The organism is Acidobacteriota bacterium (assembly GCA_035471785.1).
In the GTDB taxonomy this organism is placed as follows: domain Bacteria; phylum Acidobacteriota; class UBA6911; order RPQK01; family DATIPO01; genus JANQFM01.
Genome location: DATIPQ010000108.1, coordinates 1 through 20,965 on the forward strand (window position 1 = coordinate 1; position 20,965 = coordinate 20,965).

At 61.3% G+C, this 20,965-nt stretch carries 22 protein-coding genes and 1 tRNA gene; 11 read left to right on the forward strand and 12 right to left on the reverse strand.

Features of this window, described 5'->3' with window-relative positions:
- Positions 1-705: hypothetical protein (locus tag VLU25_15915; protein HSR69423.1), on the forward strand; the 705-nt coding region annotated here is incomplete at its 5' end.
- Positions 706-796: 91 nt separating this feature from the next.
- On the opposite strand, the gene VLU25_15920 is transcribed toward VLU25_15915, so the two are convergent.
- The 5 genes from VLU25_15920 to VLU25_15940 all read right to left on the reverse strand — a co-directional run bounded on the left by VLU25_15920 (position 797) and on the right by VLU25_15940 (position 3,177).
- Positions 797-873 (reverse strand) — tRNA-Ile (locus VLU25_15920).
- Between the two features lie 27 nt (positions 874-900).
- Positions 901-1,626, reverse strand: coding sequence for a hypothetical protein (locus VLU25_15925; protein ID HSR69424.1), 726 nt, complete (start codon positions 1,624-1,626; stop codon positions 901-903).
- Positions 1,626-2,228: an SEC-C metal-binding domain-containing protein gene (locus VLU25_15930; protein ID HSR69425.1), complete on the reverse strand. Its 603-nt coding sequence runs from the start codon at positions 2,226-2,228 to the stop codon at positions 1,626-1,628. Before VLU25_15930 ends, VLU25_15925 begins: the two co-directional genes overlap by 1 nt.
- A gap of 7 nt (positions 2,229-2,235) precedes the next feature.
- Entirely contained in the window at positions 2,236-2,757 is a 522-nt protein-coding gene (xrtH, locus tag VLU25_15935) for an exosortase H (protein HSR69426.1), read from the reverse strand.
- 9 nt (positions 2,758-2,766) lie between these two features.
- The gene (locus tag VLU25_15940; GenBank protein HSR69427.1) at positions 2,767-3,177 is read right to left on the reverse strand and encodes a 6-carboxytetrahydropterin synthase; all 411 of its coding nucleotides are present in this window, start codon (positions 3,175-3,177) and stop codon (positions 2,767-2,769) included.
- Positions 3,178-3,299: 122 nt separating this feature from the next.
- On the opposite strand from VLU25_15940, the gene VLU25_15945 reads away from it, so the two are divergent.
- The 7 genes from VLU25_15945 to VLU25_15975 all read left to right on the forward strand — a co-directional run bounded on the left by VLU25_15945 (position 3,300) and on the right by VLU25_15975 (position 10,374).
- Positions 3,300-4,409, forward strand: a complete 1,110-nt coding sequence (locus tag VLU25_15945) for a 6-phosphofructokinase (GenBank protein HSR69428.1) — start codon at positions 3,300-3,302, stop codon at positions 4,407-4,409.
- A 143-nt stretch (positions 4,410-4,552) separates the two neighbouring features.
- Complete coding sequence (locus VLU25_15950; protein HSR69429.1) at positions 4,553-5,080, forward strand: TlpA disulfide reductase family protein; 528 nt, start codon at positions 4,553-4,555, stop codon at positions 5,078-5,080.
- A gap of 88 nt (positions 5,081-5,168) precedes the next feature.
- Entirely contained in the window at positions 5,169-6,641 is a 1,473-nt protein-coding gene (locus VLU25_15955; protein HSR69430.1) for a magnesium chelatase, read from the forward strand.
- 11 nt (positions 6,642-6,652) lie between these two features.
- A complete protein-coding gene (locus tag VLU25_15960) occupies positions 6,653-7,897 on the forward strand; it encodes a VWA domain-containing protein (GenBank protein HSR69431.1) in 1,245 nt (414 codons plus the stop codon).
- A gap of 161 nt (positions 7,898-8,058) precedes the next feature.
- Entirely contained in the window at positions 8,059-9,090 is a 1,032-nt protein-coding gene (gene fbp / locus VLU25_15965) for a class 1 fructose-bisphosphatase (GenBank protein ID HSR69432.1), read from the forward strand.
- A gap of 11 nt (positions 9,091-9,101) precedes the next feature.
- Entirely contained in the window at positions 9,102-10,052 is a 951-nt protein-coding gene (locus VLU25_15970) for an RNA polymerase factor sigma-32 (GenBank protein HSR69433.1), read from the forward strand.
- 130 nt (positions 10,053-10,182) lie between these two features.
- The gene (locus VLU25_15975) at positions 10,183-10,374 is read left to right on the forward strand and encodes a hypothetical protein (GenBank protein ID HSR69434.1); all 192 of its coding nucleotides are present in this window, start codon (positions 10,183-10,185) and stop codon (positions 10,372-10,374) included.
- Positions 10,375-10,479: 105 nt separating this feature from the next.
- On the opposite strand, the gene queA is transcribed toward VLU25_15975, so the two are convergent.
- The 6 genes from queA to rpmE all read right to left on the reverse strand — a co-directional run bounded on the left by queA (position 10,480) and on the right by rpmE (position 15,821).
- A complete protein-coding gene (gene queA / locus VLU25_15980) occupies positions 10,480-11,502 on the reverse strand; it encodes a tRNA preQ1(34) S-adenosylmethionine ribosyltransferase-isomerase QueA (protein ID HSR69435.1) in 1,023 nt (340 codons plus the stop codon).
- 6 nt (positions 11,503-11,508) lie between these two features.
- Positions 11,509-12,939, reverse strand: coding sequence for a VWA domain-containing protein (locus VLU25_15985; GenBank protein ID HSR69436.1), 1,431 nt, complete (start codon positions 12,937-12,939; stop codon positions 11,509-11,511).
- Complete coding sequence (gene folE / locus VLU25_15990) at positions 12,936-13,484, reverse strand: GTP cyclohydrolase I FolE (protein ID HSR69437.1); 549 nt, start codon at positions 13,482-13,484, stop codon at positions 12,936-12,938. The genes VLU25_15985 and folE overlap by 4 nt, the downstream gene beginning before the upstream one ends.
- Before the next feature lie 73 nt (positions 13,485-13,557).
- Positions 13,558-14,442 (reverse strand): peptide chain release factor N(5)-glutamine methyltransferase, encoded by an 885-nt coding sequence (prmC, locus tag VLU25_15995; protein ID HSR69438.1) that lies wholly within the window; start codon positions 14,440-14,442, stop codon positions 13,558-13,560.
- Between the two features lie 71 nt (positions 14,443-14,513).
- The gene (gene prfA, locus VLU25_16000) at positions 14,514-15,587 is read right to left on the reverse strand and encodes a peptide chain release factor 1 (GenBank protein HSR69439.1); all 1,074 of its coding nucleotides are present in this window, start codon (positions 15,585-15,587) and stop codon (positions 14,514-14,516) included.
- Between the two features lie 6 nt (positions 15,588-15,593).
- The gene (gene rpmE, locus VLU25_16005; protein ID HSR69440.1) at positions 15,594-15,821 is read right to left on the reverse strand and encodes a 50S ribosomal protein L31; all 228 of its coding nucleotides are present in this window, start codon (positions 15,819-15,821) and stop codon (positions 15,594-15,596) included.
- A gap of 498 nt (positions 15,822-16,319) precedes the next feature.
- Here rpmE and rpsA point away from each other — a divergent pair, with 498 nt between their 5' ends.
- Both rpsA and VLU25_16015 read left to right on the forward strand, forming a co-directional pair.
- Positions 16,320-18,578, forward strand: a complete 2,259-nt coding sequence (gene rpsA / locus VLU25_16010) for a 30S ribosomal protein S1 (GenBank protein ID HSR69441.1) — start codon at positions 16,320-16,322, stop codon at positions 18,576-18,578.
- A 114-nt stretch (positions 18,579-18,692) separates the two neighbouring features.
- Positions 18,693-18,968 (forward strand): integration host factor subunit beta, encoded by a 276-nt coding sequence (locus VLU25_16015; GenBank protein HSR69442.1) that lies wholly within the window; start codon positions 18,693-18,695, stop codon positions 18,966-18,968.
- Between the two features lie 201 nt (positions 18,969-19,169).
- Here VLU25_16015 and VLU25_16020 read toward each other — a convergent pair whose 3' ends face one another.
- Positions 19,170-19,418 carry a hypothetical protein gene (locus VLU25_16020; protein HSR69443.1) on the reverse strand — a complete coding sequence of 83 codons (249 nt, stop codon included), beginning with the start codon at positions 19,416-19,418 and terminating at the stop codon, positions 19,170-19,172.
- 178 nt (positions 19,419-19,596) lie between these two features.
- Here VLU25_16020 and dnaA point away from each other — a divergent pair, with 178 nt between their 5' ends.
- Entirely contained in the window at positions 19,597-20,916 is a 1,320-nt protein-coding gene (dnaA, locus tag VLU25_16025) for a chromosomal replication initiator protein DnaA (GenBank protein HSR69444.1), read from the forward strand.
- The last annotated feature ends 49 nt before the right edge of the window (positions 20,917-20,965 follow it).

Consider the following 20,965-nt stretch of genomic DNA (forward strand, 5'->3'; position numbering starts at 1 on the left):
AACTGCCCCTGCGCTACCTGTCCCTCATCCGGTGGCGGAGGCGGGGGCGGCGAGGAGGAATGCGACAACGGCGCCGCTGGGGGCGCGCAGCGTTTGTGGGACGCACCAGCCATCAGAGCACGTTCAGGCGGCGGAAACTGTGAGGGTTGGGACCCCAACACTCCGATTATCATCAGCGTGCGCGGGAATCAGCTTTGGCTTACGGACCTGGAGCATGGCGTCCGCTTCGACCTGGACGCCGATGGCTTCGATGAGGCGCTGTCTTGGACTCAGCAGGGTGTCGACGACGCATTCCTCGTGCTTGACCGCAACGGAAACGGACAGGTGGATGAGGGAACAGAACTTTTCGGAACCTTCACGCCTCAACCCCCATCGACAAACCCCAACGGCTTTCTTGCCCTGGCGGTATTTGACCTCGCGGATAATGGAGGCAATAGGGACGGAAGGATTTCAGCAGAAGACGCCATTTTTGAGTCCCTTCAACTCTGGGTGGACTGGAACCACAATGGATTTTCGGAGCCGAATGAGCTTCGGCCCCTGCCTGCGACCAGAATCCAGGCGATCCATCTCGATTACCGGGAATCTCGGCGACGAGACCAGCATGGCAACGGCTTCCGCTATTACAGCGTCATCGACATGACGCCTCACCAACAGGGTCCTCGGAGGAAGTTCGCGGTCGATGTATTCTTGCTGAGCGACCAGTGACTCATTCCCGGTGGTGCTTTTCTGCCTGGAGTGACCGGTGGTGTATTCTCAAACCGCGACACGATTCCCTTACCTTTGAAAAACTTACGAATGGTGGGCCCAGCAGGACTTGAACCTGCGACCGGCCGATTATGAGTCGGCTGCTCTAACCAACTGAGCTATGGGCCCTTCCCTAAGATTAGCAGGAAACTCAAATTAGCAGGGAGGGGAGTCGTTGGCAAAGGCTCGGGAGCCCCCGGCAAGGCGGTGGGACAGGGCCACCAAGGACCATGCGTATGCGAGTCCCAGCGTTTGCGAGAGGGTGACGAAGGCGACCGGTCTCCAGCCAGGCGGAGCCGGCCATTCATGGAGCAGTCGGAAGAGATCGTCGCTGATCAGGGCGCGGTGGCTTTGGGCGGGGCCGGGGAAGAACTGGTAGAGCGTCAGCGAGCCCAGTTCCAGCAGGTCTCCCGTCAGGCTGAGCAAGGGCGAAGCGGCCAGCAGGGCGGCGGCGCCGAAAAGGAGCGGCCTTCGCCAGGCGAGGCCCCTGGAGGAGGTGGAGGAAGGCACGGCCAGGCGCAGCAGGGGGAATCCAGCCAGTCCCAGCAGCAGGGGGGCGGCAACGGTCGCGGCGTATGTCCAGTCCGATCCGGCGCTATTGAAGTCGCTCAGGCGTCCGGCGTAATCGCTGCCGGGGTGGACGTAGGGGAAGATGCGGGCCAGGAGATGGGCCCCGTAGAGGGGATCGATCTCGAGCCGCTCGACCTGGCCTCCCGCCGCCAGACAGCCCCAGGCATGGAGCAGTTCGTGGAGGGGAACGTAGATCCACCAAGCGGCCGCCAGTCCCAGCAGAATGGCGGCCAAAGCGGCTCCGCGCCCGGCCTGCAGGTGAGCTTCGAAGAGAGTCAGGAAGTCTTTGAACGGAGCCAGCAGGAATCGCATCAGGCCTGTCCGCAGCAGTTCTTGAACTTCTTGCCGCTGCCGCAAGGACAAGGATCATTGCGTCCCACCTTGGCATCGGGAAGGGGCCTGTCCTTTCGGTCCACCACTCCCAACATGTAGGGCAAACACAGTCCCAACCAGATGAGGATGGGGAAGAAGGTCTTGCCCGTCACCTCCAGAAAGTTGTCTGCGAAGTGCCACAAGGAGGGGTTGCCGGCGTTGGGATATTCGGCGCTGATGAGGACCACCTCGACCTTGGTGACCATGAAAATCACGTGGGAAAGGTAAAGAAGAGCCGTCCCCACGCCCAGATAAACCAGGCGGCGGCGCAGCGACAGGCCGGGTGTGATGAGGATCAGGGTGATGAGAAAGGGCAGGTTGGTGTAGATGGCGCGGGGAGTGATCTGAGCCTCGAAGATGGGGGCGCGGTAGGCACGGAAGTAGACCCGGTCATCGACGCTCCAGAACTGAAACCCGCTTCCTTCCAGGCGGTAGTAGGCCTCGGCTCCCGCACCCAGGGCGTTTTGGTAGACGGGCCGAAGCGGATAGAGAATCAGCCAGACCAAGCCGTAGCCCAGCACCAGAAAGATCAAGAACGCCACCAGACGCTCAAGAATAGACGGGCTTTTGGCGTCCGGCCCAGTAGACCCAGAAAACCATTGTGAGAGCAATGACGGCAAATTGAGCGACATAGGTATGCACGAATTCAAAGAGGTTCATGGCTCCCTGATCGCCCAACACGAAGAGAACCACGATGCGTACCTGGTTGAGCAGAAAAATGAGAAGAAAACCCAGCCCCGTGCCGATCAGGCGCTGTTTCCAGGAGGCCGGAAAGGCCAGGCAGGCGGCGATCAGCAAGATCGTGGCTACCACCCCGTCGCATCCCCGCCGGATGTCTACCGCGAAACGTCCCGTGCGGATGATGGTCCCCTGCCAATCCAGGTCGTCGTACCCTCCCGCCACCAGAATATTGGCGCTGACCGCAGTGATGAATTGAGTGTAAGGATGAATGAGGTTTTCGTCCACCCAGGCGATGGCCAGGAAAAGGTTGAAAACGATCACGATCGCGATGAATCCGGCTACAAAGCGGACTGCCGGCTGTTTGAGGCGTTCAGTCCAACTGCTCTTCATTTCATCCCCCTAGCAACCGCCTTCCCGGTATTCGGCGTAAGCGTCGTGAGTTTCCCAGAGGCGGACGGCGCTGACGGGAAGGCCCAGCTTGCCGGCCTCCCGAAAGAGGATGCGGGCCAGATTCTCGGCGGTGGGATTGACGGGCAGAACCACCACTTCCTCGCCCACATCGCGCATCGCTTTCACCAGCGGGTCGTCATCGCGCAGAATCATGCGGTGATCGAAGGTGGCGTCGATGTAGCTCCCTAGGATGTCCTTGACCTCGCCGAAGTCGCGCACCATCCCCAAGGAATCGAGTTCCTCTGACGACAGCTCGATCTCGACCAGGGCGGTATGGCCGTGAGGACGGGCGCACTTGCCCTCGTATTCCAGGAGGCGGTGTCCGTAGCAGAAGGTGAGCTGTTTAACGACTTTGTGCATGGGCCTTTTCCGACGTGGATAGTGTACAACGTCGCGGCGCGGGCGCGTGCTTCGAGATGCTGATTGCTGCGCCAGGCCGCACCTGACGGTGGCCGACCAAAGGGCATTGTACAATCCCTGCCATGAACGATTCGTCGCAGAAAAAGATCGCCGTCCTCACCGGAGGGGGGGATTGCCCGGGACTCAACGCCGTCATCAGAGCCGTGGTCAAGACCGCCATCCTCAAGTACGGCTGGGAAGTCTACGGCAGCGAGGACAGCTTCGAAGGATTCCTGGAGCGCGGACTCACCCCCATGACCCTCAAGACGGTGCAGGGCATTCTCCCCCGCGGAGGAACCATCCTGGGGACCAGCAACCGCGGCAACCCCTTCAGGTACCCCGTCCGCAACCAGGAGGGGGAAGTCGAGTTTCACGATCATTCCGACCGCGTGATCGGAGTTTTTCAAGAACGCGGACTGGATGCCCTGGTCATGATCGGCGGCGACGGGACCTTGACGATCGGCCATCAACTGCAGCAGCGGGGGGTCCCCGTCATCGGGGTGCCCAAGACCATCGACAACGACGTCAGGGGCACCGAGTTGACCTTCGGATTCGACAGCGCCCTGCACACCGCTACCGACGCCATCGACAAGCTGCACACCACGGCCCAGAGCCACGACCGCGTCATGCTGGTAGAGGTAATGGGCCGAAACGCCGGCTGGATCGCCCTGGAATCGGGAATCGCCGGCGGCGCCGACGTGATTCTCATTCCCGAGATCCCCTTCACCATCCCCGCCATCTGCCGCAAGATCGTCCATCGCCGCGACCGGGGACGCGAATTCTCCATCGTGGTGGTGGCCGAGGGGGCGGCGGCCCGCGACGGCCAGCAGGTCTTCCGCTCCCGTCCCCAGGACGACCCCTTCGGCAAGCTGGGAGGCATCTCCTACCAAGTGGCCAACGAAATTCAAAGCTGCATCGAGATGGAAACGCGGGTTGTGGTTTTGGGCCACCTGCAACGGGGCGGCTCGCCCACCCCCTTCGACCGCATCCTGGGGACCCGCTACGGGCAGGCCGCCGTCGACCTGATCGCAGCCGGACGCTTCGGACGCATGGTCAACCTGCGTTGCGGATGCATCGAGTCCATACCGCTGCAGGAGGCCATCGGAGGGCAACGCCTCGTCGACCCCGAGGACGACCGCGTGTGCACCGCCCGAGCCGTGGGAATCTCCTTCGGCGACGAGCCCGAAGAGTGAAGCCGCTGTGCTACAATTCGCTATGGCCACAGGGTGGCCAACAAGTTCACGCACGGGTCAAGTTTCAGCGACCGCGGTGAAGGCTCAAGTGCCCTCGGCGGTATGAGGTCGCTCGCTACGCTTATCTTGCCAGGAGGTCAGAATTGCGCAGTTTCGTCCGCGTCGCCGCCGTCTTCAGCTTGCTCTACCTGTTGGTCTTGAGCCTCTCCGCCTCCTCCCTCAACTGGATTCCCGCCGATGAGCGCCAGTCCATCGACCTCTCCAAGCCGCTGCTGCGGACCCTGGAGGGAGAAGAACTGACGCTGGAGGAGATGGACGCGGAAGTGCTCCTGATCAACTTCTGGGCTACCTGGTGCAGTCCCTGCCGCAAAGAGATGCCCGACCTGGAGAAATTGCAGAAGATGGTGGCTGAGGACGGCATCCGTGTGGTGGCGCTCAGCGACGACGATCCCGAGGACGTACGCGCCTACCTGGAAAAGCACTCCTACGACTTCCCCTTCCTCATCGACAAGAACTCCGACCTCTATCTCAGCATGGAGTTTCCAGGAGGCGTCCTTCCGGTGAGCATGGTGGTCGACAAGCAGGGCCGGGTGGCCCTGGTGCACATCGGAGTCTACAAGTGGGACGCTCCCGAAGTCGTCGCTTCACTGCGCGAGCTGGCCCGGCAATAAAGCCTTCGTCCGACATGACCCTCTCGTTCACGCCCTTTGCGGCTCCGGTAAGCCGTCAGCGGCCATAAATTGAAGGATGTCTGCCTCTATGCTTCCCAAAACCCTTGGTCAACTCAAGGAGGACTCCCGCTTCCCCCATCAGGTCCGCACCGTCAAGGAGGAAATCCGCGCCAATCTGCTCAAGAAGCTGGCCCAGGGAGAGGAACTCTTCCCCGGCATCGTGGGATACGGGGAAACCGCCATTCCGGGACTGATCAACGCCCTGCTGGCCCGTCAGGACTTCATCCTGCTGGGGCTGAGAGGACAAGCCAAGAGCCGCATCCTGCGCCAACTGACGGCTTTCCTCGACGAGTACCTCCCCTACATCGAGGGCAGCGAGATTCACGACGATCCTTTCAACCCCATCAGCGAAACCGGCCGCCGGCGCCTGGGTGAGGAAGAGGACGATCTGCCCCTCGCATATCTTCACCGCGAGCAGCGCTTTGTGGAGAAGCTGGCCACGCCCGACGTCACCATCGCCGACATCATCGGCGATCTCGATCCCATCAAGGCGGCCAAGAGCGGAAAGGCGCTTTCGGCATTCGAGAACATCCATTTCGGGCTGCTGCCCCGGGCCCACCGCTGCATTTTCGCCATCAACGAGCTGCCCGACCTGGCGCCCAAGATTCAGGTGGGGCTTTTCAACATTCTCCAAGAAGGGGACGTCCAGATCAAGGGCTTTCCGGTGCGGCTGCCGCTCGATCTGCTCATGGCTTTCACGGCCAACCCCGACGACTACACGGCGCGGGGCAAGATCATCACGCCGCTTAAGGACCGCATCGGAGCGGAGGTGCGCACCCATTATCCCAAGCGGCTCGAGGACGGCCTGCGCATCACCCGCCAGGAGGCTTGGCTGGAGCGCGGCGAGCTCAACCTGGTCATCCCCCGCTGGGTGGAGCAGGTGGTCGAGCTGGTGGCCTTCCACGGACGCCGCGACAACCGCATCGACCACCGCTCGGGAGTGAGCCAGCGCCTGCCCATCGCCTGCCTGGAGTTCGCCGCCTCCAACGCCGAAAGGCGGGCCCTGACCCACGGCGAAGAGCAGGTGGTGTTGAGAATCGCCGACGTCTACGCCTCCATGCCCGCCATAACCGGCAAGCTCGAGCTGGAGTACGAAGGCGAAATGAAAGGCGCCGAACGCATCGCATCGGAACTCATCCACAGGTCCGTTCTGGACGCCTTCAAGAAGCAGTTCGGAGACGAGGACTTCGAACAAATCGTGCAGTGGTTCGACCTGGGAGGCAACGTGCGCGTCACCGATCAGACCGGCAGCCGCCAATTCTACGACGCCGTCTCCGGCATACAGGGACTGGAGGAGCCGCTGATGGAGTTGGACGTGGATCCCCGGGAGGACCTGCCGCTGGCCGTTTCCGGCATCGAGTTCGTGTTGGAAGGGCTCAACTCGCTCAAGCGCATCAGCCGCAACGCCGAGCAGGGCTACTACCGCGAGCAGGGCGAAGACGAAGCCCGCGAACTGCTGGAGCAGATGAAGAGCCGGCGGGGCAGCCGCTCCTTCAACTAGGCGAGGAGGCCATGCGCTACCGCTACAGCAAGTACATACCCAATCCGCTCGACGACATCGACCTGGAGGACGTGCTGGACCGACTTCGCGATTTTCTGCTCGACAGCGGATTCGAATCTCAGTTCTACCCCGATGCCCCCCCTCCCAACAGCATGGAAGCGCTCTACCGGGCCTTGGCTTCCATCCTCTCCAGCGACGAGCGCCTGCCCGAGGAATGGCGCCAGGCCATGCAAGACTACGAAGAGCAATACCCCCACGGCGAGCTGCCCGAGGACGTGCGCGACTTTTTCGACGAACTGATCCGCAAGCTGGTGGAAGAGAACTACCTGGAGGTGGAAGAGCAGCAGCAGGGAGCCTCGCAGCAGGGCCGGGAAGGCGAGGCCGACAACAGCCGGCGCTTCAAGTTGACCGAAAAAAGCATCGATTACCTGGGACACCGCACCTTGCGCGAACTCCTCTCGTCGCGCGGCTCGGGCGCTTTCGGCAAACACCGCACCCGGCAACTTTCGACCGGAATCGAGGCCGACTGGCACAGCCGTCCCTACGAATTCGGAGACACTCTCAACCTGGACGTCAATGCCACCCTGCTCAACGCCATCCAGCGGGAGGGCCTGGGGACGCCGCTCAACCTGGAGTACTCCGACCTGATGGTGCATCAGAGCGAGTACCACAGCTCCTGCGCCACCGTCATCATGCTGGACTGCTCCCACAGCATGATCCTCTATGGCGAAGACCGTTTCACGCCCGCCAAGAAGGTCACTCTGGCTCTGGCCCACATGATCCGCACCCAGTTTCCCGAAGATACGCTTAAAGTCATTCTCTTTCACGACTCGGCCGAGGAGATCCCCGTACACAAAGTGGCCGAGGTGCAGATCGGACCCTGGCACACCAACACCTGCGAAGGCTTCCGCCTGGCGCGCCGCATCCTCATGAATCAGAAGAAAGACCTGCGCCAGATCATCATGGTGACCGACGGCAAGCCTTCGGCGCTGACCCGCAGCGACGGGCGCATTTACAAGAACTCTTTCGGCCTCGACCCCTACATCCTCAACGAGACTTTCAAGGAGGCCGCAAACTGCCGCCGCTCGGGCATCATGATCAACACCTTCATGCTGGCACGAGATTACTATCTGGTGGAGTTCGTCAAGCAGGTCGCTCAGATTTCCCAGGGCAAAGCCTACTTGACCAATACCTTCAATCTGGCCGATCACGTGCTGCTGGACTTCATGACCCGCAAGAGCAAGACCGTGCATTGAAACTCGAGCTTTAAGTGAACCAAAGCCAGCTTGTCAGCCGCTTCCCGCGTGTTAGAGTGGAATTCAGACAAGGGCCTTTCCAGCCCCCCGGGGCCGGATACCCTTTTGACACGAAACCGCTTGCAGGCTCCTCGCCTGCAACGTGATCAAAAGGAGAACCGATGAGTACTTCGACATTGACGATTGGGCGCTTCCTGGTGGAGGAGGAGCGTCAATTCCCGGACGCCACCGGAGTGTTTACGGGCCTGCTGTGGGACCTGACCATCGCCTTCAAGATCATCTCGCGCCAAGTCAACAAGGCCGGGCTGGTGGACATCTTGGGCAAGACCGGCGACGAGAACGTGCACGGCGAGGAGGTGCGCAAACTGGACGAGTTCGCCCACTACACCCTCTTCAAAGCCATGGACCACGGCGGCCACTTGTGCGCCATGGCCTCAGAAGAAGACCCGCGCGTGATGCGCATCCCCAGCAAGTTCAAGAAGGGCAAGTACGTGCTCATCTTCGATCCCCTGGACGGCTCCTCCAACATCGACGCCAATGTCAGCATCGGCAGCATCTTCTCCATCCTGCGCAAGGTCACTCCCGGCGAGGACGGGACCCTGGAAGACTGTCTTCAGCCCGGATACAAGCAGGTGGCGGCCGGCTACTGCGTTTACGGATCGAGCACCATCCTGGTCTACTCCAGCGGTTCGGGAGTCAACGGATTCACCCTCGACCCCTCCATCGGAGAGTTCCTCATCTCCCACCGCGACATCAAGACCCCGGGCCGCGGCAGCATCTACTCCATCAACGAGGGCTATTCCGATAGCTGGGACGAAGGGACCAAGCGCTACATTCAACACCTGAAAACCGCCCAGACTCCTCAGGGCAAACCCTACTCGCTGCGCTACATCGGCTCCTTGGTGGCCGACTTTCACCGCAACCTCCTCTACGGAGGGATCTTCCTCTACCCGGCCAGCTACAAAGACCCCGACCACCCCAAGGCCAAGCTGCGGCTGCTCTACGAGGCCAATCCCCTGTCCTTCGTGGTGGAAAAGGCCGGAGGCAAGGCCACCACGGGACGCCAGGAGATCCTTCAGATCGAGCCCGAGTCGCTCCATCAGCGCGTTCCCTTGATCCTGGGCAGCGCCGAGGACGTCGAGAGCTACTGCAGCTTCATCAGAGAATACTCGCCCGCCCCCTCGGGAACCTAGACGCATATCGGATGAGCGACAACGACCAAGAAAAGCAGTCCAAGGACGAAAGCGGCGACGAGTCTCGGGTTCCGGTACCCGTCTCGACGGGCACGGCCCAACTGGCCAAGCTCGACCCGCTGCGCAAGTACCTGCTTGAAATCAGCCGCTTCCAACCCCTCTCGGCCGAGGAAGAACGCGATCTCGCCATGCGCTACCGCGAAGAAGACGACGAATACGCGGCCATGCGGCTGGTGACGGCCAACCTGCGCCTGGTGGTCAAAATCGCCATGATGTACAAGCGCGTCTACAGCAACGTCCTCGACCTCATTCAAGAAGGCAACATCGGCCTGATGGAGGCGGTCAAGCGCTTCGATCCCAACAAGGGCGCCCGGCTGCCCACCTACGCCTCCTGGTGGATCAAGGCCTACATCATCAAATTCATGCTCGACAACATGCGCATCGTGCGGGCCGGCACCACCAACGAAAAACGCCGCCTGCTTTTCAATCTGCGCAAGGAGAAAGAGAAGCTGAGACTGCAAGGCATCGACCCCACCCCCAAGCTGATCGCCCAGCGGCTGCAGGTGGAGGAAGATACCGTGCGCGAGATGGAGCCTTACATCGAGGGGCCGGAGCTGAGCCTGGACGCGCCGGTGGCCGACGACAGCGCCCTCACCTACGTCGATACGCTGACCGACGCCGACATCATGGTCGACGACCGGCTGGCCCAAGGCGAACTGCGGCAGCTCTTCGAAGACAAGCTGCAGGAGTTCGCCCAAACGCTCAGCGAGCGCGAGCGGGTCATCCTCTTCCAGCGCCTGATGGCTGAAGAGCCGCTGACCTTGCAAGAGATCGCCGATCAGTACGGGGTGACCCGCGAAGCCATCCGTCTCAACGAAAAAACGCTGATCGGCAAGATCAAGAAATACATGGAAGACGAGTTGGAGGACATCGCCCACATCGAGTTCGGCTTGGCCGACTGAAACTTGACACAGGCCCGGGCATCCCAGCATACTGTGTGGCTCCATTTGCGAGAATCGCTTTCAAGCGGCGAGCCGCCTCCGGAGAGGAAGGCGATCCGCCGTAGTCAATCACTCGGGAGGTTTCGAGATCATGTCCAAACTGAGTAAGACCGCTCGTGCCAGTCTGGGTCAGAGAGGCGCCAAGGGTTCCGCCAAGCTGTGTCCGAAATGCGGCGAGGAACTGGTGGCCACCAAAGTCATGCGCGTGGCCGGAGTCACCTCCGGCGGCATGTTCTGGGTGTGCCAGAAAGACGACTTCCGGGCCCCCATCGGCCGGGCCTGATGGCTTTTTGCAAGAGCAAACTCGAGGCGGACGCCCCGGGCGGCGGGCCGCCTTTCTTTTTTGCGGTCAGCGCCGCAGCCGATGCCCTGCAACCGATGCCTGGGATCATAGAATGAGCATGGCGTCGCCGTAGCTGTAGAAGCGGTATCGATGCCGCACCGCCTCTTCGTAGCAGCGTTTGATCAGGTCGAGTCCGGCAAAGGCCGACACCAGCACCAGCAGGGTGGATCGGGGCAAGTGGAAGTTGGTGATGAGGGCATCGCACACTTGCCAGCGAAAGCCGGGATAGATGAAGAGCGCGGTTTCCCCCGCGGCTTCCTTGACCTCCCCCTTGTCACGGGCCAGATGCTCCAGCACGCGGGTGGATGTGCTGCCCACCGCCACGACCCTGCCTCCCCGGCGGCGCTGCTCCCGCACGGCTCGGGCCGCCTCGGCCTCCACCTCGAAGATCTCGGCTTCCATTTCATGGGCCGGCACGTCCTGGCTTTCGATGGGACGGAAAGTCCCGTATCCCACGTGCAAGGTGATGAATACGTGGCGCAGGCTCTGCAGCAGAGCGGGGGTGAAATGGAGTCCCGCGGTAGGCGCGGCCACCGAGCCCTCGCGGGCCGCGTAAACGGTTTGGTAGCGTTCCGAGTCCGCCGCCAGTCCGCCCTCGCCTCGTTCGATATAGGGCGGAAGCGGCATCTGTCCGTACTGGCTCAGCAGGTTCTTGAAATCGCCCCGATAAAAGAAGCGCAGGCGTCGGCGCAAGCGGGAATCCGAGGGCATCACTTCGGCCTCGAGCTTGCCGGCGGCGATCGTCAGGCGCGTCCCCTGGCGCACCCTGCGACCTGGACGCAGCAGGGCCTCCCAGACATCCTTCTCCACTTCTCTCAGCAGCAGAATCTCGATGCGCCGGGTGCCTCCGGGCCGGTCGGCGAAGAGGCGCGCCGGAATGACCTTGCTGTCGTTGAGCACCAGCAGGTCGTCCCCGGCCAGCAGTTGGGGCAGTTCGCGAAAGCGGTGGTGACCGATGCTGCCGTTGCGGCGGTCGAGCAGCATAAGGCGCGATTCGTCACGCTTCTGGCTGGGATGCTGGGCGATCAGTTGGGGGGGCAGGTGATAGTCGAAATCGCTGAGGCGCAAGTTCATCTAGTCGGTGCCGATCTGCACCACGGTTTCGAAGGCCGTCATCTTCCAGGTGGAAACTTCCAGCACCGCCACCCTGAAGTTGTAGGTGCCTTTAGGCGCCAGCAGCTTGTTGGTGTAGATGATGCCCTGTCCGTTGGCGATCTCTCGGGCCCGCAGGTCGATGGGCAGAATCTCCCTGAGGCGGGCCACCTCGTTGCCCTGGCGGTCGATGAGCTGTCCCACGATTCCCAGTTGCGTCCTCACCCCCAGCTTGTCGCCGGCCAGCGAGAGGGGATTGATCTTGAGACGGAAGGGCTGCCCGGTCTCACCTCCCAGTGCGCGCGGCTGCAGCACGTCCAGGGCGGCCGAGATCTCGCGGTAGGAGGTATCGATATCGAGAGGCGCCTTTTCGTCTTTGGAGGCAAAGAGGGCCACGATCAGTTCTTTCTTGGCCTGCATCTGCCGGGGCAGCCTCTTGAAGGGCATAGAGACTTCGTAGTCCTCGTTTTCAGTGACCCGAATGCGGATGTCGCGGTCTTCCTTGGGACGCCTGGGATCGGAGGTGGTGTAGGCCACACGGTAGAGGTTGCCGAAAACGCTCTCGGTGATCTGGGCCAGGGTCTGGTCGAAGTCGAGGACGGCCTCGAAGCCCGAAAAGTGCAGTCCGTCGGTGCCGCGCGAGAGGCGGGCGAAGGCCTGGCGCTTCTTTTCCCGCTCTTCGCCCTCGGGCGTGGGCGGGGCGTCGGGATGGATGTAAAGCTGGGAGGCCGAAGGAACCAGCACCGTATAGATGTTGACGCCGTTGATGCGGGCCAGCGAGGTCGACTGGGCCGACTTGACGTAATCGTCGTCCATGCCGTCCGAGATGAGGATGATGACTTTGCGGTCCTGGGGCCTCGCCTTGGCCTTGATCTGCTGCACCAGCGAGTTGAGGGAAGCGTAGATGGAGGTGCGTCCCAGGTGCTGCCGGGCCTGGGCGAAGGCTTGCAGCGCGGCCGAACGATTGGAGGTGAAGGCCTGGAATTCCAGCAGTTGGTCGGTGAAGCCGTAGATCCCCACTTGGGTGAACTGCTGCAGATTGTCGAAAAAGGTGCGGGCCGCCAGCAGTTGCTCGGAACGGGTGGAGAAGGTGCTCCCGCTGACGTCGATGAGAAAGGCCAGCCACAGCCCCCCTTGCCTGGGCTGCTGATTGCTGGGGCCCTCGAAGTAGCGCAACTCCTGCTCCACCCCGTCTTCGTAGACCCGGAAGCGGCCGGCCGCCAGGTCGTTGACGAAGCGGCCTTGGGCGTCCTTGACCGAGAACATCAGGGTGATCAGGTTGACGTCGACCCGAAAGATCTCGTCCTCGTCGGGAAACTCCTGAGGCAACTCCTCCTGAGCCGCCAGCGGCAGGCCGAGGCAGACCGCCGCGATGCAGATCAGAATGCTCAGCCGGCCCAGCCTCAAAGTCATATCCGATGTCCCACCAGTTGCAGAAACTCCATCCTGGAGCGGTTGTCCGTGCGGAAGCTGCCCAGCATGGCCGAGGTGATCATGCTGGAGTTCTGTTTTTCCACCCCCCGCATCATCATGCACAGGTGCCTGGCTTCGATGACGACGGCCACTCCCTTGGGGTCGATCCACTCGGTGACGGTCTTGGCGATCTGCTGGGTGAGGCGTTCCTGAACCTGCAGCCGCCGCGCGTACATGTCGACAATGCGGGGAATCTTGCTCAGGCCGATGACCTTCTTGGAGGGCAGGTAGGCGACGTGGCACTTGCCGAAAAAGGGCAGCAGGTGATGCTCGCACATGCTGTACAGTTCGATGTCTCGCACGATGACCATCTCGTCGTACTCGACGCTGAACAGGGCTCCGTTGAGGATGTCCTCCGCCGTCTTGTGATAGCCGCTGGTGAGGAATTTCCAAGCCCTTTCCACGCGCTCGGGTGTTTTCGCCAGGCCCTCCCGATCAGGATTTTCTCCGATCTCGACCAGGAGGTTGCGGATTGTCTCTTGCATGCTCCTTCAGTCTCCCATGGAGAGGATTGCTTCCGACCAGAACGTTCAATATACCGGTATGGACGGCTGATCATCAATCGGGGTTCCCGCCGTTGCGGGGACGGACCGGCTCGAATTCAGCCACCCGGTCGATCCCGGCCAGATCGGGGATGACTTGGATAGGGCGCCATCCCTGCCGCCGCGCCGATTCCTCCACCCAAGGCCGAAGATCCTTGCCCAGTTCGACCAAAACGCCGGCCCCGGGTTTAAGGATGCGCGCGGCCTGAGAAAAGATCTTCTCATAGACCTCCAGCCCGCTGTCTCCCGCGAAGACGGCGCAGGCAGGCTCGTAGCGGCGCACCCCTTCGTCCACCAGGTGGCTTTGGCTGAGGGCTCCGTAAGGAGGATTGGAGACCAGCAGGTCGAAGAAGGGGCGCCGGGCCAGCGCTGACAGGGCATCGGCGGCCACCATGCGCAGGCGGCTGCCGGCGCCCAGGCGCAGCGCGTTGCGGTTGGCCACCTGGAGGGCGGCGGGGGAAATGTCGATGCCGGTCAGGATGACCCGCGGATCTTCCAGGATCAAGGTCTCTCCCAGGCATCCCGAACCCAAGCCCACTTCCACCACCTGCAGCGGCCGGTCGGGCAGCGGGGAGAGGCGCCGCAGGCAGGCTTCCAGCAGCAGTTCGGTTTCGGGACGGGGAACCAGCACGGCGGGAGAAACCTCGAAGTCGCGTCCGTAGAATTCTTGCCGGCCCCTCAGGTACTGCAAGGGGAAGTGCTCTTTGCGTTTCTCCAACCACTGGCAGAAGAGTTTTTCCTGGCTGGGCTCCAGCCTTTGCTCGGGGTGAGCCAGCAGGTGGGCGCGGTTGGCGGAGAGCAGGGAGGTCAAAATCAGTTCGGCGTCGGCCCTGGGCGACCGCAGTCCGGCCCGGCGCAAGGTTTCGGTGGCCTCGACCAGGGCCTGTCGGATGGTAGTCATGCGGCCTGAGAGCGCCCTTCTGGTTTCAGCGGCGGTGCCAGGGGGCGGCGCCAGGTGACCCCGCGGGATCGTCAGTTGACCTGCTTCTCGCGCAGAGCCTCGGTCCGCTCGTTGGTCACCAAAGCGTCGATGATGGGATCGATCTCGCCCTCCATGATCCTGTCGAGCTGGTGCAGGGTCAGTCCCAGGCGATGTTCGGTGACGCGGTTCTGAGGGAAGTTGTAGGTGCGGATCTTCTCGCTGCGGTCGCCGCTTCCCACCATGGCGCGGCGGCTCTCGGCGATTTCCTGCTGCTGCTCCTGCCGGGCTTTTTCAAAGAGCCGAGAACGCAGCACCTTGAGGGCCTTGGCCTTATTCTTGATCTGCGACTTCTCGTCCTGGCAGGTGACCACCTCGCCGCTGGGAACGTGGGTGATGCGGACCGCCGAATAGGTAGTATTGACGCTCTGTCCGCCAGGACCCGAGGAGCAGTAGGTATCGATGCGCAGGTCGCTGGGATCGATGTCCACCTCGACCTCGTCGACCTCTGGCAGCACAGCCACGGTGATGGCCGAGGTGTGCACCCGTCCCTGAGTCTCGGTCTCCGGCACCCGCTGAACGCGGTGGACGCCGCTCTCGAACTTGAGACGGCTGTAGGCGCCCTTGCCCTCCACCAGCGCCACCACTTCCTTCAGCCCTCCGACGCTGGACTCGCGGGCGTCCAGCAGCTCCACCTTCCAGCCTCGCCCTTCGGCGTAGCGGGAATAAAGGCGGAACATCTCCTGGGCGAAAAGAGTCGCCTCGTCGCCGCCTGTTCCGGCCCGGATCTCCAGTACCACGTTCTTCTCGTCGTTGGGATCCTTGGGGATGAGAAGCATCTTGAGCTCTCGCTCGCAGGCCTCCAGTTGCGGCTTGAGGCGCTGCAACTCCTCCTCGGCCATTTCGCACAGCTCTTCCTCGCTCTCCTCCTGCAGGATCTGCCGGGCGTCTTCAATGCCCGTTTCAAGCTTGCGGAACTGGCGGTACTTCTCGACGATCTCCTGCAGTTCGGAGTGAGCCCGCGCCGCATCCCGAAGCTTGTTGGGGTTGGAGAGCATCTCGCTGCTCCCCAGATCCTGGGAAAGCTTCTCGTACTTTTCTTCCAAGGCCTGAAGCTTCTGGAACACGGCGGGTTACTTCTTGGACTTTTTGCCCTGGTTGAACTGCGCGTACTTGCGCTGGAAACGCTCCACGCGTCCGGTGGTGTCGACCAGCTTCTGCTTGCCGGTAAAGAAAGGATGGCAACTGGAGCAGATCTCCAGACGGATGTCGCCGTCGTGGGTGGAGCGCGTTTCCCACTCGGCGCCGCAAGCGCAGCGCACCGTGACGGTGTCGTACTCGGGATGGATGGCAGCTTTCATTTTCTTTAAGCCCCCTGCGGCGGGTCAACGCCGCGGAACGGACATCGAGTCAAATCTATCGACGAATCGATGACATCATAAACGAACTAGCAGTCCCCGCCGCTTCAGCCCGCAGCGGAAGCTGAGCAGTATATCACAGACGAACATCAGTTCTGATGCCGGCCAAGCCGCCGGGTTTCGGCGGCAGCGGGCCCTTCCGCTCTCCGCCTCCGGGTCCTATTCCCTTGACAAGGCCCGTGCCCGCGGGCTATAAGGGACGTTCAAATTCGTTTGTGAGGGATTGATGCAACATTGATTCTTTGTGTGAGGTGCCATCGGATTGGCTGCCGTTTAACTTCAACCAGCTTCCAACCCCGTCTTCGTCATCCCACCGACATCTTGAATTGGCCGCACTCGGGGGCTTCTTTGTGTTGAGTCCCAGGTGGCGAAGGTGTTTTGCCGCTCACTTCCCGCAGCGATTTTGAAGACAAAAGATACCGAAAGCGAGGATGCCTAAGAATGTCAGCAACTGCAGAAAGCAAGACCGAAGAGGGGAAGACTGCCGCAGCTTCCCCGAAGGCGGCCAAGAAGCCGTCCGTCCCTGAAAACACGCCCGTCATCGAACTGTCTCCTGAAGTCAACCAGGACGATCTCGAACAAGCCTACGAGAAGAGCTTCCGCAATCTCTCGGAAGGCGAAGTGGTGCCCGGCAAGGTCCTCAAGGTGACCGATTCCAAGGTGGTCATCGACGTGGGATACAAGTCGGAGGGCATCATCGACATTTCCGAGTTCACCGACGAAGAGGGAAAGGCCGACGTCGAGGTGGGCGAAATGGTCGATGTGCTGTTGGAGAACACGGAAGACTCGGAAGGCTACATCGTGGTCTCGCGCGAGAAAGCCGAGCGCATGAAGATCTGGGACTCCATAGAGAAGGCCTACAACGATCAGGAGACCATCACGGGCCGTGTCATCGAGCGCGTCAAGGGCGGGCTTTCGGTCGACATCGGCGTGCGCGCCTTTCTGCCCGGCTCGCAGGTCGACCTCCATCCCGTGCGCAACCTCGACGCGCTGCGCGGCGAAGAGCTGCGCCTGCGGGTGATCAAGGTCAACAAGCGGCGCGGCAACATCGTGCTGTCGCGCAAGGCGGTGCTGGAGGAGGAATACTACAAGCTGCGCGAAACGACCCTGCGCGAGCTGGAAGAAGGCCGCATCTTCGAGGGCGTGGTCAAGAACCTGACCGACTACGGCGCTTTCGTAGACCTGGGCGGAATCGACGGATTGCTGCATATCACCGACATGTCCTGGGGACGCGTCAACCATCCCTCCGACCTGTTCAACATCGGCGACCGCATTCAGGTCAAGATCCTCAAGTTCGACCGCCTGGAAGAGAAGGTTTCGCTGGGCTACAAGCAGCTCACCGAAGATCCCTGGCTCAGCGCCACCGAGCGCTTTCCCAAGGGCACCCGGGTGGTGGCCCGGGTGGTCAGCATCACCGACTACGGCGCTTTCGTCGAGTTGGAAGAAGGCGTGGAGGGCTTGATCCACATCTCCGAGATGACCTGGAACAAGCGCATCAAGCACCCCTCCAAGCTGCTCAGCGTGGGAGACGAGGTGGAAGCCCAGGTGCTCGACATGAACGCCGAAGACCGGCGCATCTCGTTGGGCATGAAGCAGACCGAGCCCAATCCCTGGGACGACATCGAAGAGAAGTACGCCATCAACTCCATCATCAAAGGAATCGTGCGCAACATGACCGATTTCGGCGCCTTCGTGGAGGTGGAGGAAGGCGTGGAGGGATTGGTTCACGTTTCCGACTTGAGCTGGACCAAGAAAGTCAAGCATCCCTCCGAGATCCTCAAGAAGGGGCAGGAGGTGCAGGCCATGGTGCTCAACGTGGACGCCGACAACCAGCGCCTCTCGCTGGGCATCAAGCAGCTTGAGCCCGACAAGTGGGAAGAATTCTTCTCCCACCATCAGATCGGAGACGTGCTGCAAGGCAAGATCGTGCGCTTGACCGGCTTCGGCGCCTTCATCGAGGTGGCCGACGGCATCGAAGGACTTTGCCATGTCTCGGAATTGGCCGAAGAGCGCATCGAAGATCCCGAAGACCACTTCTCGGCGGGCCAGGAAGTGAAGGTCAAGATCATCAAGATGAACTTGCTGGAACGCAAGATCGGACTCTCCATCAAGGCTCTGCAGGGCGAGGACCGCGGAGCCGCGCGCGACGCCTCCTGGAGCTACAAGCCGGCTGAGGTGGCCAAGACCTCTCTGGCCGAGAAATTCGATGCCCTGGGCGCTTTCAAGCGCCGCAGCGACAAGGCTGAGGAGGAAGGCGCCCCCCAAGAGGCCTCGGCTGCCGAGGAGGTTGCCGAAGAGGAGGCCGCCCCGGCCCAAGAGGCCGCCGAGCCGCAAGCCAAAACTGAAGCCAAGGAAGAGGCTAAGGCCGAGGAAGAAGCTAAGGCCAAGGAAGAGGCTAAGGCCGAGGAAGAAGCTAAGGCCAAGGAAGAGGCTAAGGCCAAGGAAGAGGCTAAGGCCAAGGAAGAGGCTAAGGCCAAAGAGGAGGCGGAGGCCGTGGTCAAGGAAGAGTCCAAGGCTGAAGCCGAAGCCGAGGCCGAGCAAGCCCCAGAAGAGGCCGCTGGAGAAGAAGAGCCCGAGGAGAAGGCCGAGGAAGAGGCCAAGAAGACCAAGAAAGCCGCGGCCGAGCCGGAGTCCTCCGGCGAGGAGGCGGCCGAGGAGGAATCCAAAGAGTCTTCCGAAGAGGAAAAATCGGACGACTAGGGCCACTGGGTGGCCAACAAGTTCACACACGAATCAAGTTTCAGCGACCGCGCTGATGGCTCTCGGCGGTACGAGGCTGCTCGCTAGGCCCTTGGCGGCGGAAAGGAAGGAACCATGACGAAAGCCGAACTGGTCGATGCCGTGGCCAAAAACTCGGATCTCAGCAAGAAGGACGCGGAAGTCATCGTTCAGACCGTACTGGACAGCATAGTCCACTCCCTGAAGTCGGGAGAGAAGGTCGAACTGCGCGGCTTCGGCAGCTTCCGCCTGCGGGAGCGGGCCTCCCGTCAGGGGCGCAATCCCAAGACGGGCGAAAAGGTCTTTGTTCCGGCCAAGAAGGTGCCCTACTTCAAACCGGGCAAGGATCTCAAGGAACTGATTAACGACTGACCCGACGAGCAACCTCCTGGGCGGTTCGTCTCCTGCCTTTGCAGACGGGGACGACCCGCCCTCGGCTTTTCTCCCCGGCCTTTCCCCATTGCTTCCCCCGTGGTTGCCGGACCGCTCTGAAAATCACCTTAATCTTCACCTTGAAAGATCTCTTGGACGGGCACTGCCTCCAAGGGATGCAGTTGAAAACCGTCCCCGTGCTCAAAAGCGCTCAAAAAGCACAAAGGCACTTTTGCGCAAATCGCAAATCGGGACGCTTTTGGGCCTTTCCTCCCCTAAAGCCTCACGAAGTAAAGGGAAATGCCCGGCTGTCGCATCGGAGGCCCTTTCCCGTCCCGGCTGGCTTTCGTAAGTACCTGTCAAATCGATTTTTTTCTGGCTGCCAGCATGAATTTTCAAGCTTCCGGCAGGAAAAAATCGAAAAAATATTTGAAGCCGCTTCAGCCTCATGGTAGGGTAACTTTCGTTTTTCGCCGGACTCCCCCGAAGAAATCCAGCGCGATTATCCACAGTTGTGCAAAAGCTGTGGAAAAAGTGCGTTTGCAGGGGTGGCTCACGAGTTAGTCCTCCCGGACTTCTGTTCTAATCGGAATTTATAGTTTTTTGCATTGGCAAGCAGGTCATTCACATGGAGCTGTGGGACAGCGTATTGGAGACCGTCAAGGGTCGTGTCTCCGAACAGAATTTCGAGGTTTGGTTTCGGCCCACCTCGCAGAAGGCAAGAGACGGATCGAAGCGGACCTTATCGGTTCGCGTCCCTAATAAGCATTTCAAGTACTGGCTGTCCAAGCACTACCGCGACATCATCGAGGAGGCCTTGGCCGAGGCGGGCGCGGAAGGCTATCAAGTGCAGTACGCGCTGGAGGGCGACGATCAGCCCATCAGTCCCCAGGCCGCCGACGGCGGCGAGGGCGGCGGCGAAGTTTCGGCGCCGCTCAAGGGCCTGAATCCCAAGTACAACTTTTCGGATTTCGTGGTGGGCTCCTGCAACCAGTTCGCCCATGCCGCCTCGGTAGCGGTAGCCGAGCAGCCTGCAACCGCCTACAATCCCCTTTTCATCTACGGCGGAGTCGGCCTGGGCAAGACCCACCTGATGCACGCCATCGGCCACACCATCCACTCGGTCAAGCCTTCCCTGCAGCTCACCTACATGTCGTCGGAACGCTTCATGAACGAGCTGATCAACGCCATCCGCTACGACCAGACCCCTCAGTTCCGCGAGAAATACCGCAGCATCGACGTGCTGCTGATGGACGACATCCAGTTCCTGGCCGGCAAGGAGCGGACCCAGGAGGAATTTTTCCATACCTTCAATGCCCTCTACGACACGCAGAAGCAGATCGTCATCTCCTCGGATTCCCCGCCCAAGGAGATCCCTTCTTTGGAGGAGCGCCTGCACAGCCGTTTCGAGTGGGGACTGATCGCCGACATCCAGCCTCCCGACCTGGAGACCAAGATGGCCATTCTGGCCAAGAAGGCCGCGGCCGAGGAAGTGGGGCTGGCCGAGGACGTCTGCTTTTACATCGCCAACAACACCAAGTCCAACGTTCGCGAGCTGGAGGGAGCGCTGGTGCGCTTGGTGGCCTATTCCAGCCTGACCGGCGAAGAGATCTCCCTGAAGCTGGCCCAGAAGGTGCTCAAGCCCTTGGCGGACCCCTCCTCGCGTCCGGTGACCGTGCCTCTTATCCAGAAGGCGGTTGCCGACCACTTCTCGCTCAAGGTCACCGACTTGAAGGCCAAGACCAACGCCCGCCGCATCTCCTACCCGCGACAGGTGGCCATGTATCTGTGCAAGGAGCTGACCGACCATTCCCTGCCTCAGATCGGACGCGATTTCGGCGGCAAGCATCACACCACCGTTCTCCACGCGGTGCGCAAGATCAAAAAGCAGCGCGCGGAGGACCGCGGGGTGGAGCAGACTTTAAATCGGCTCTTAGACCTGCTTTAATAAGCCAGCCGGCTTCGTTACCAGGTGGACGGTTCTATCGGATCAACGG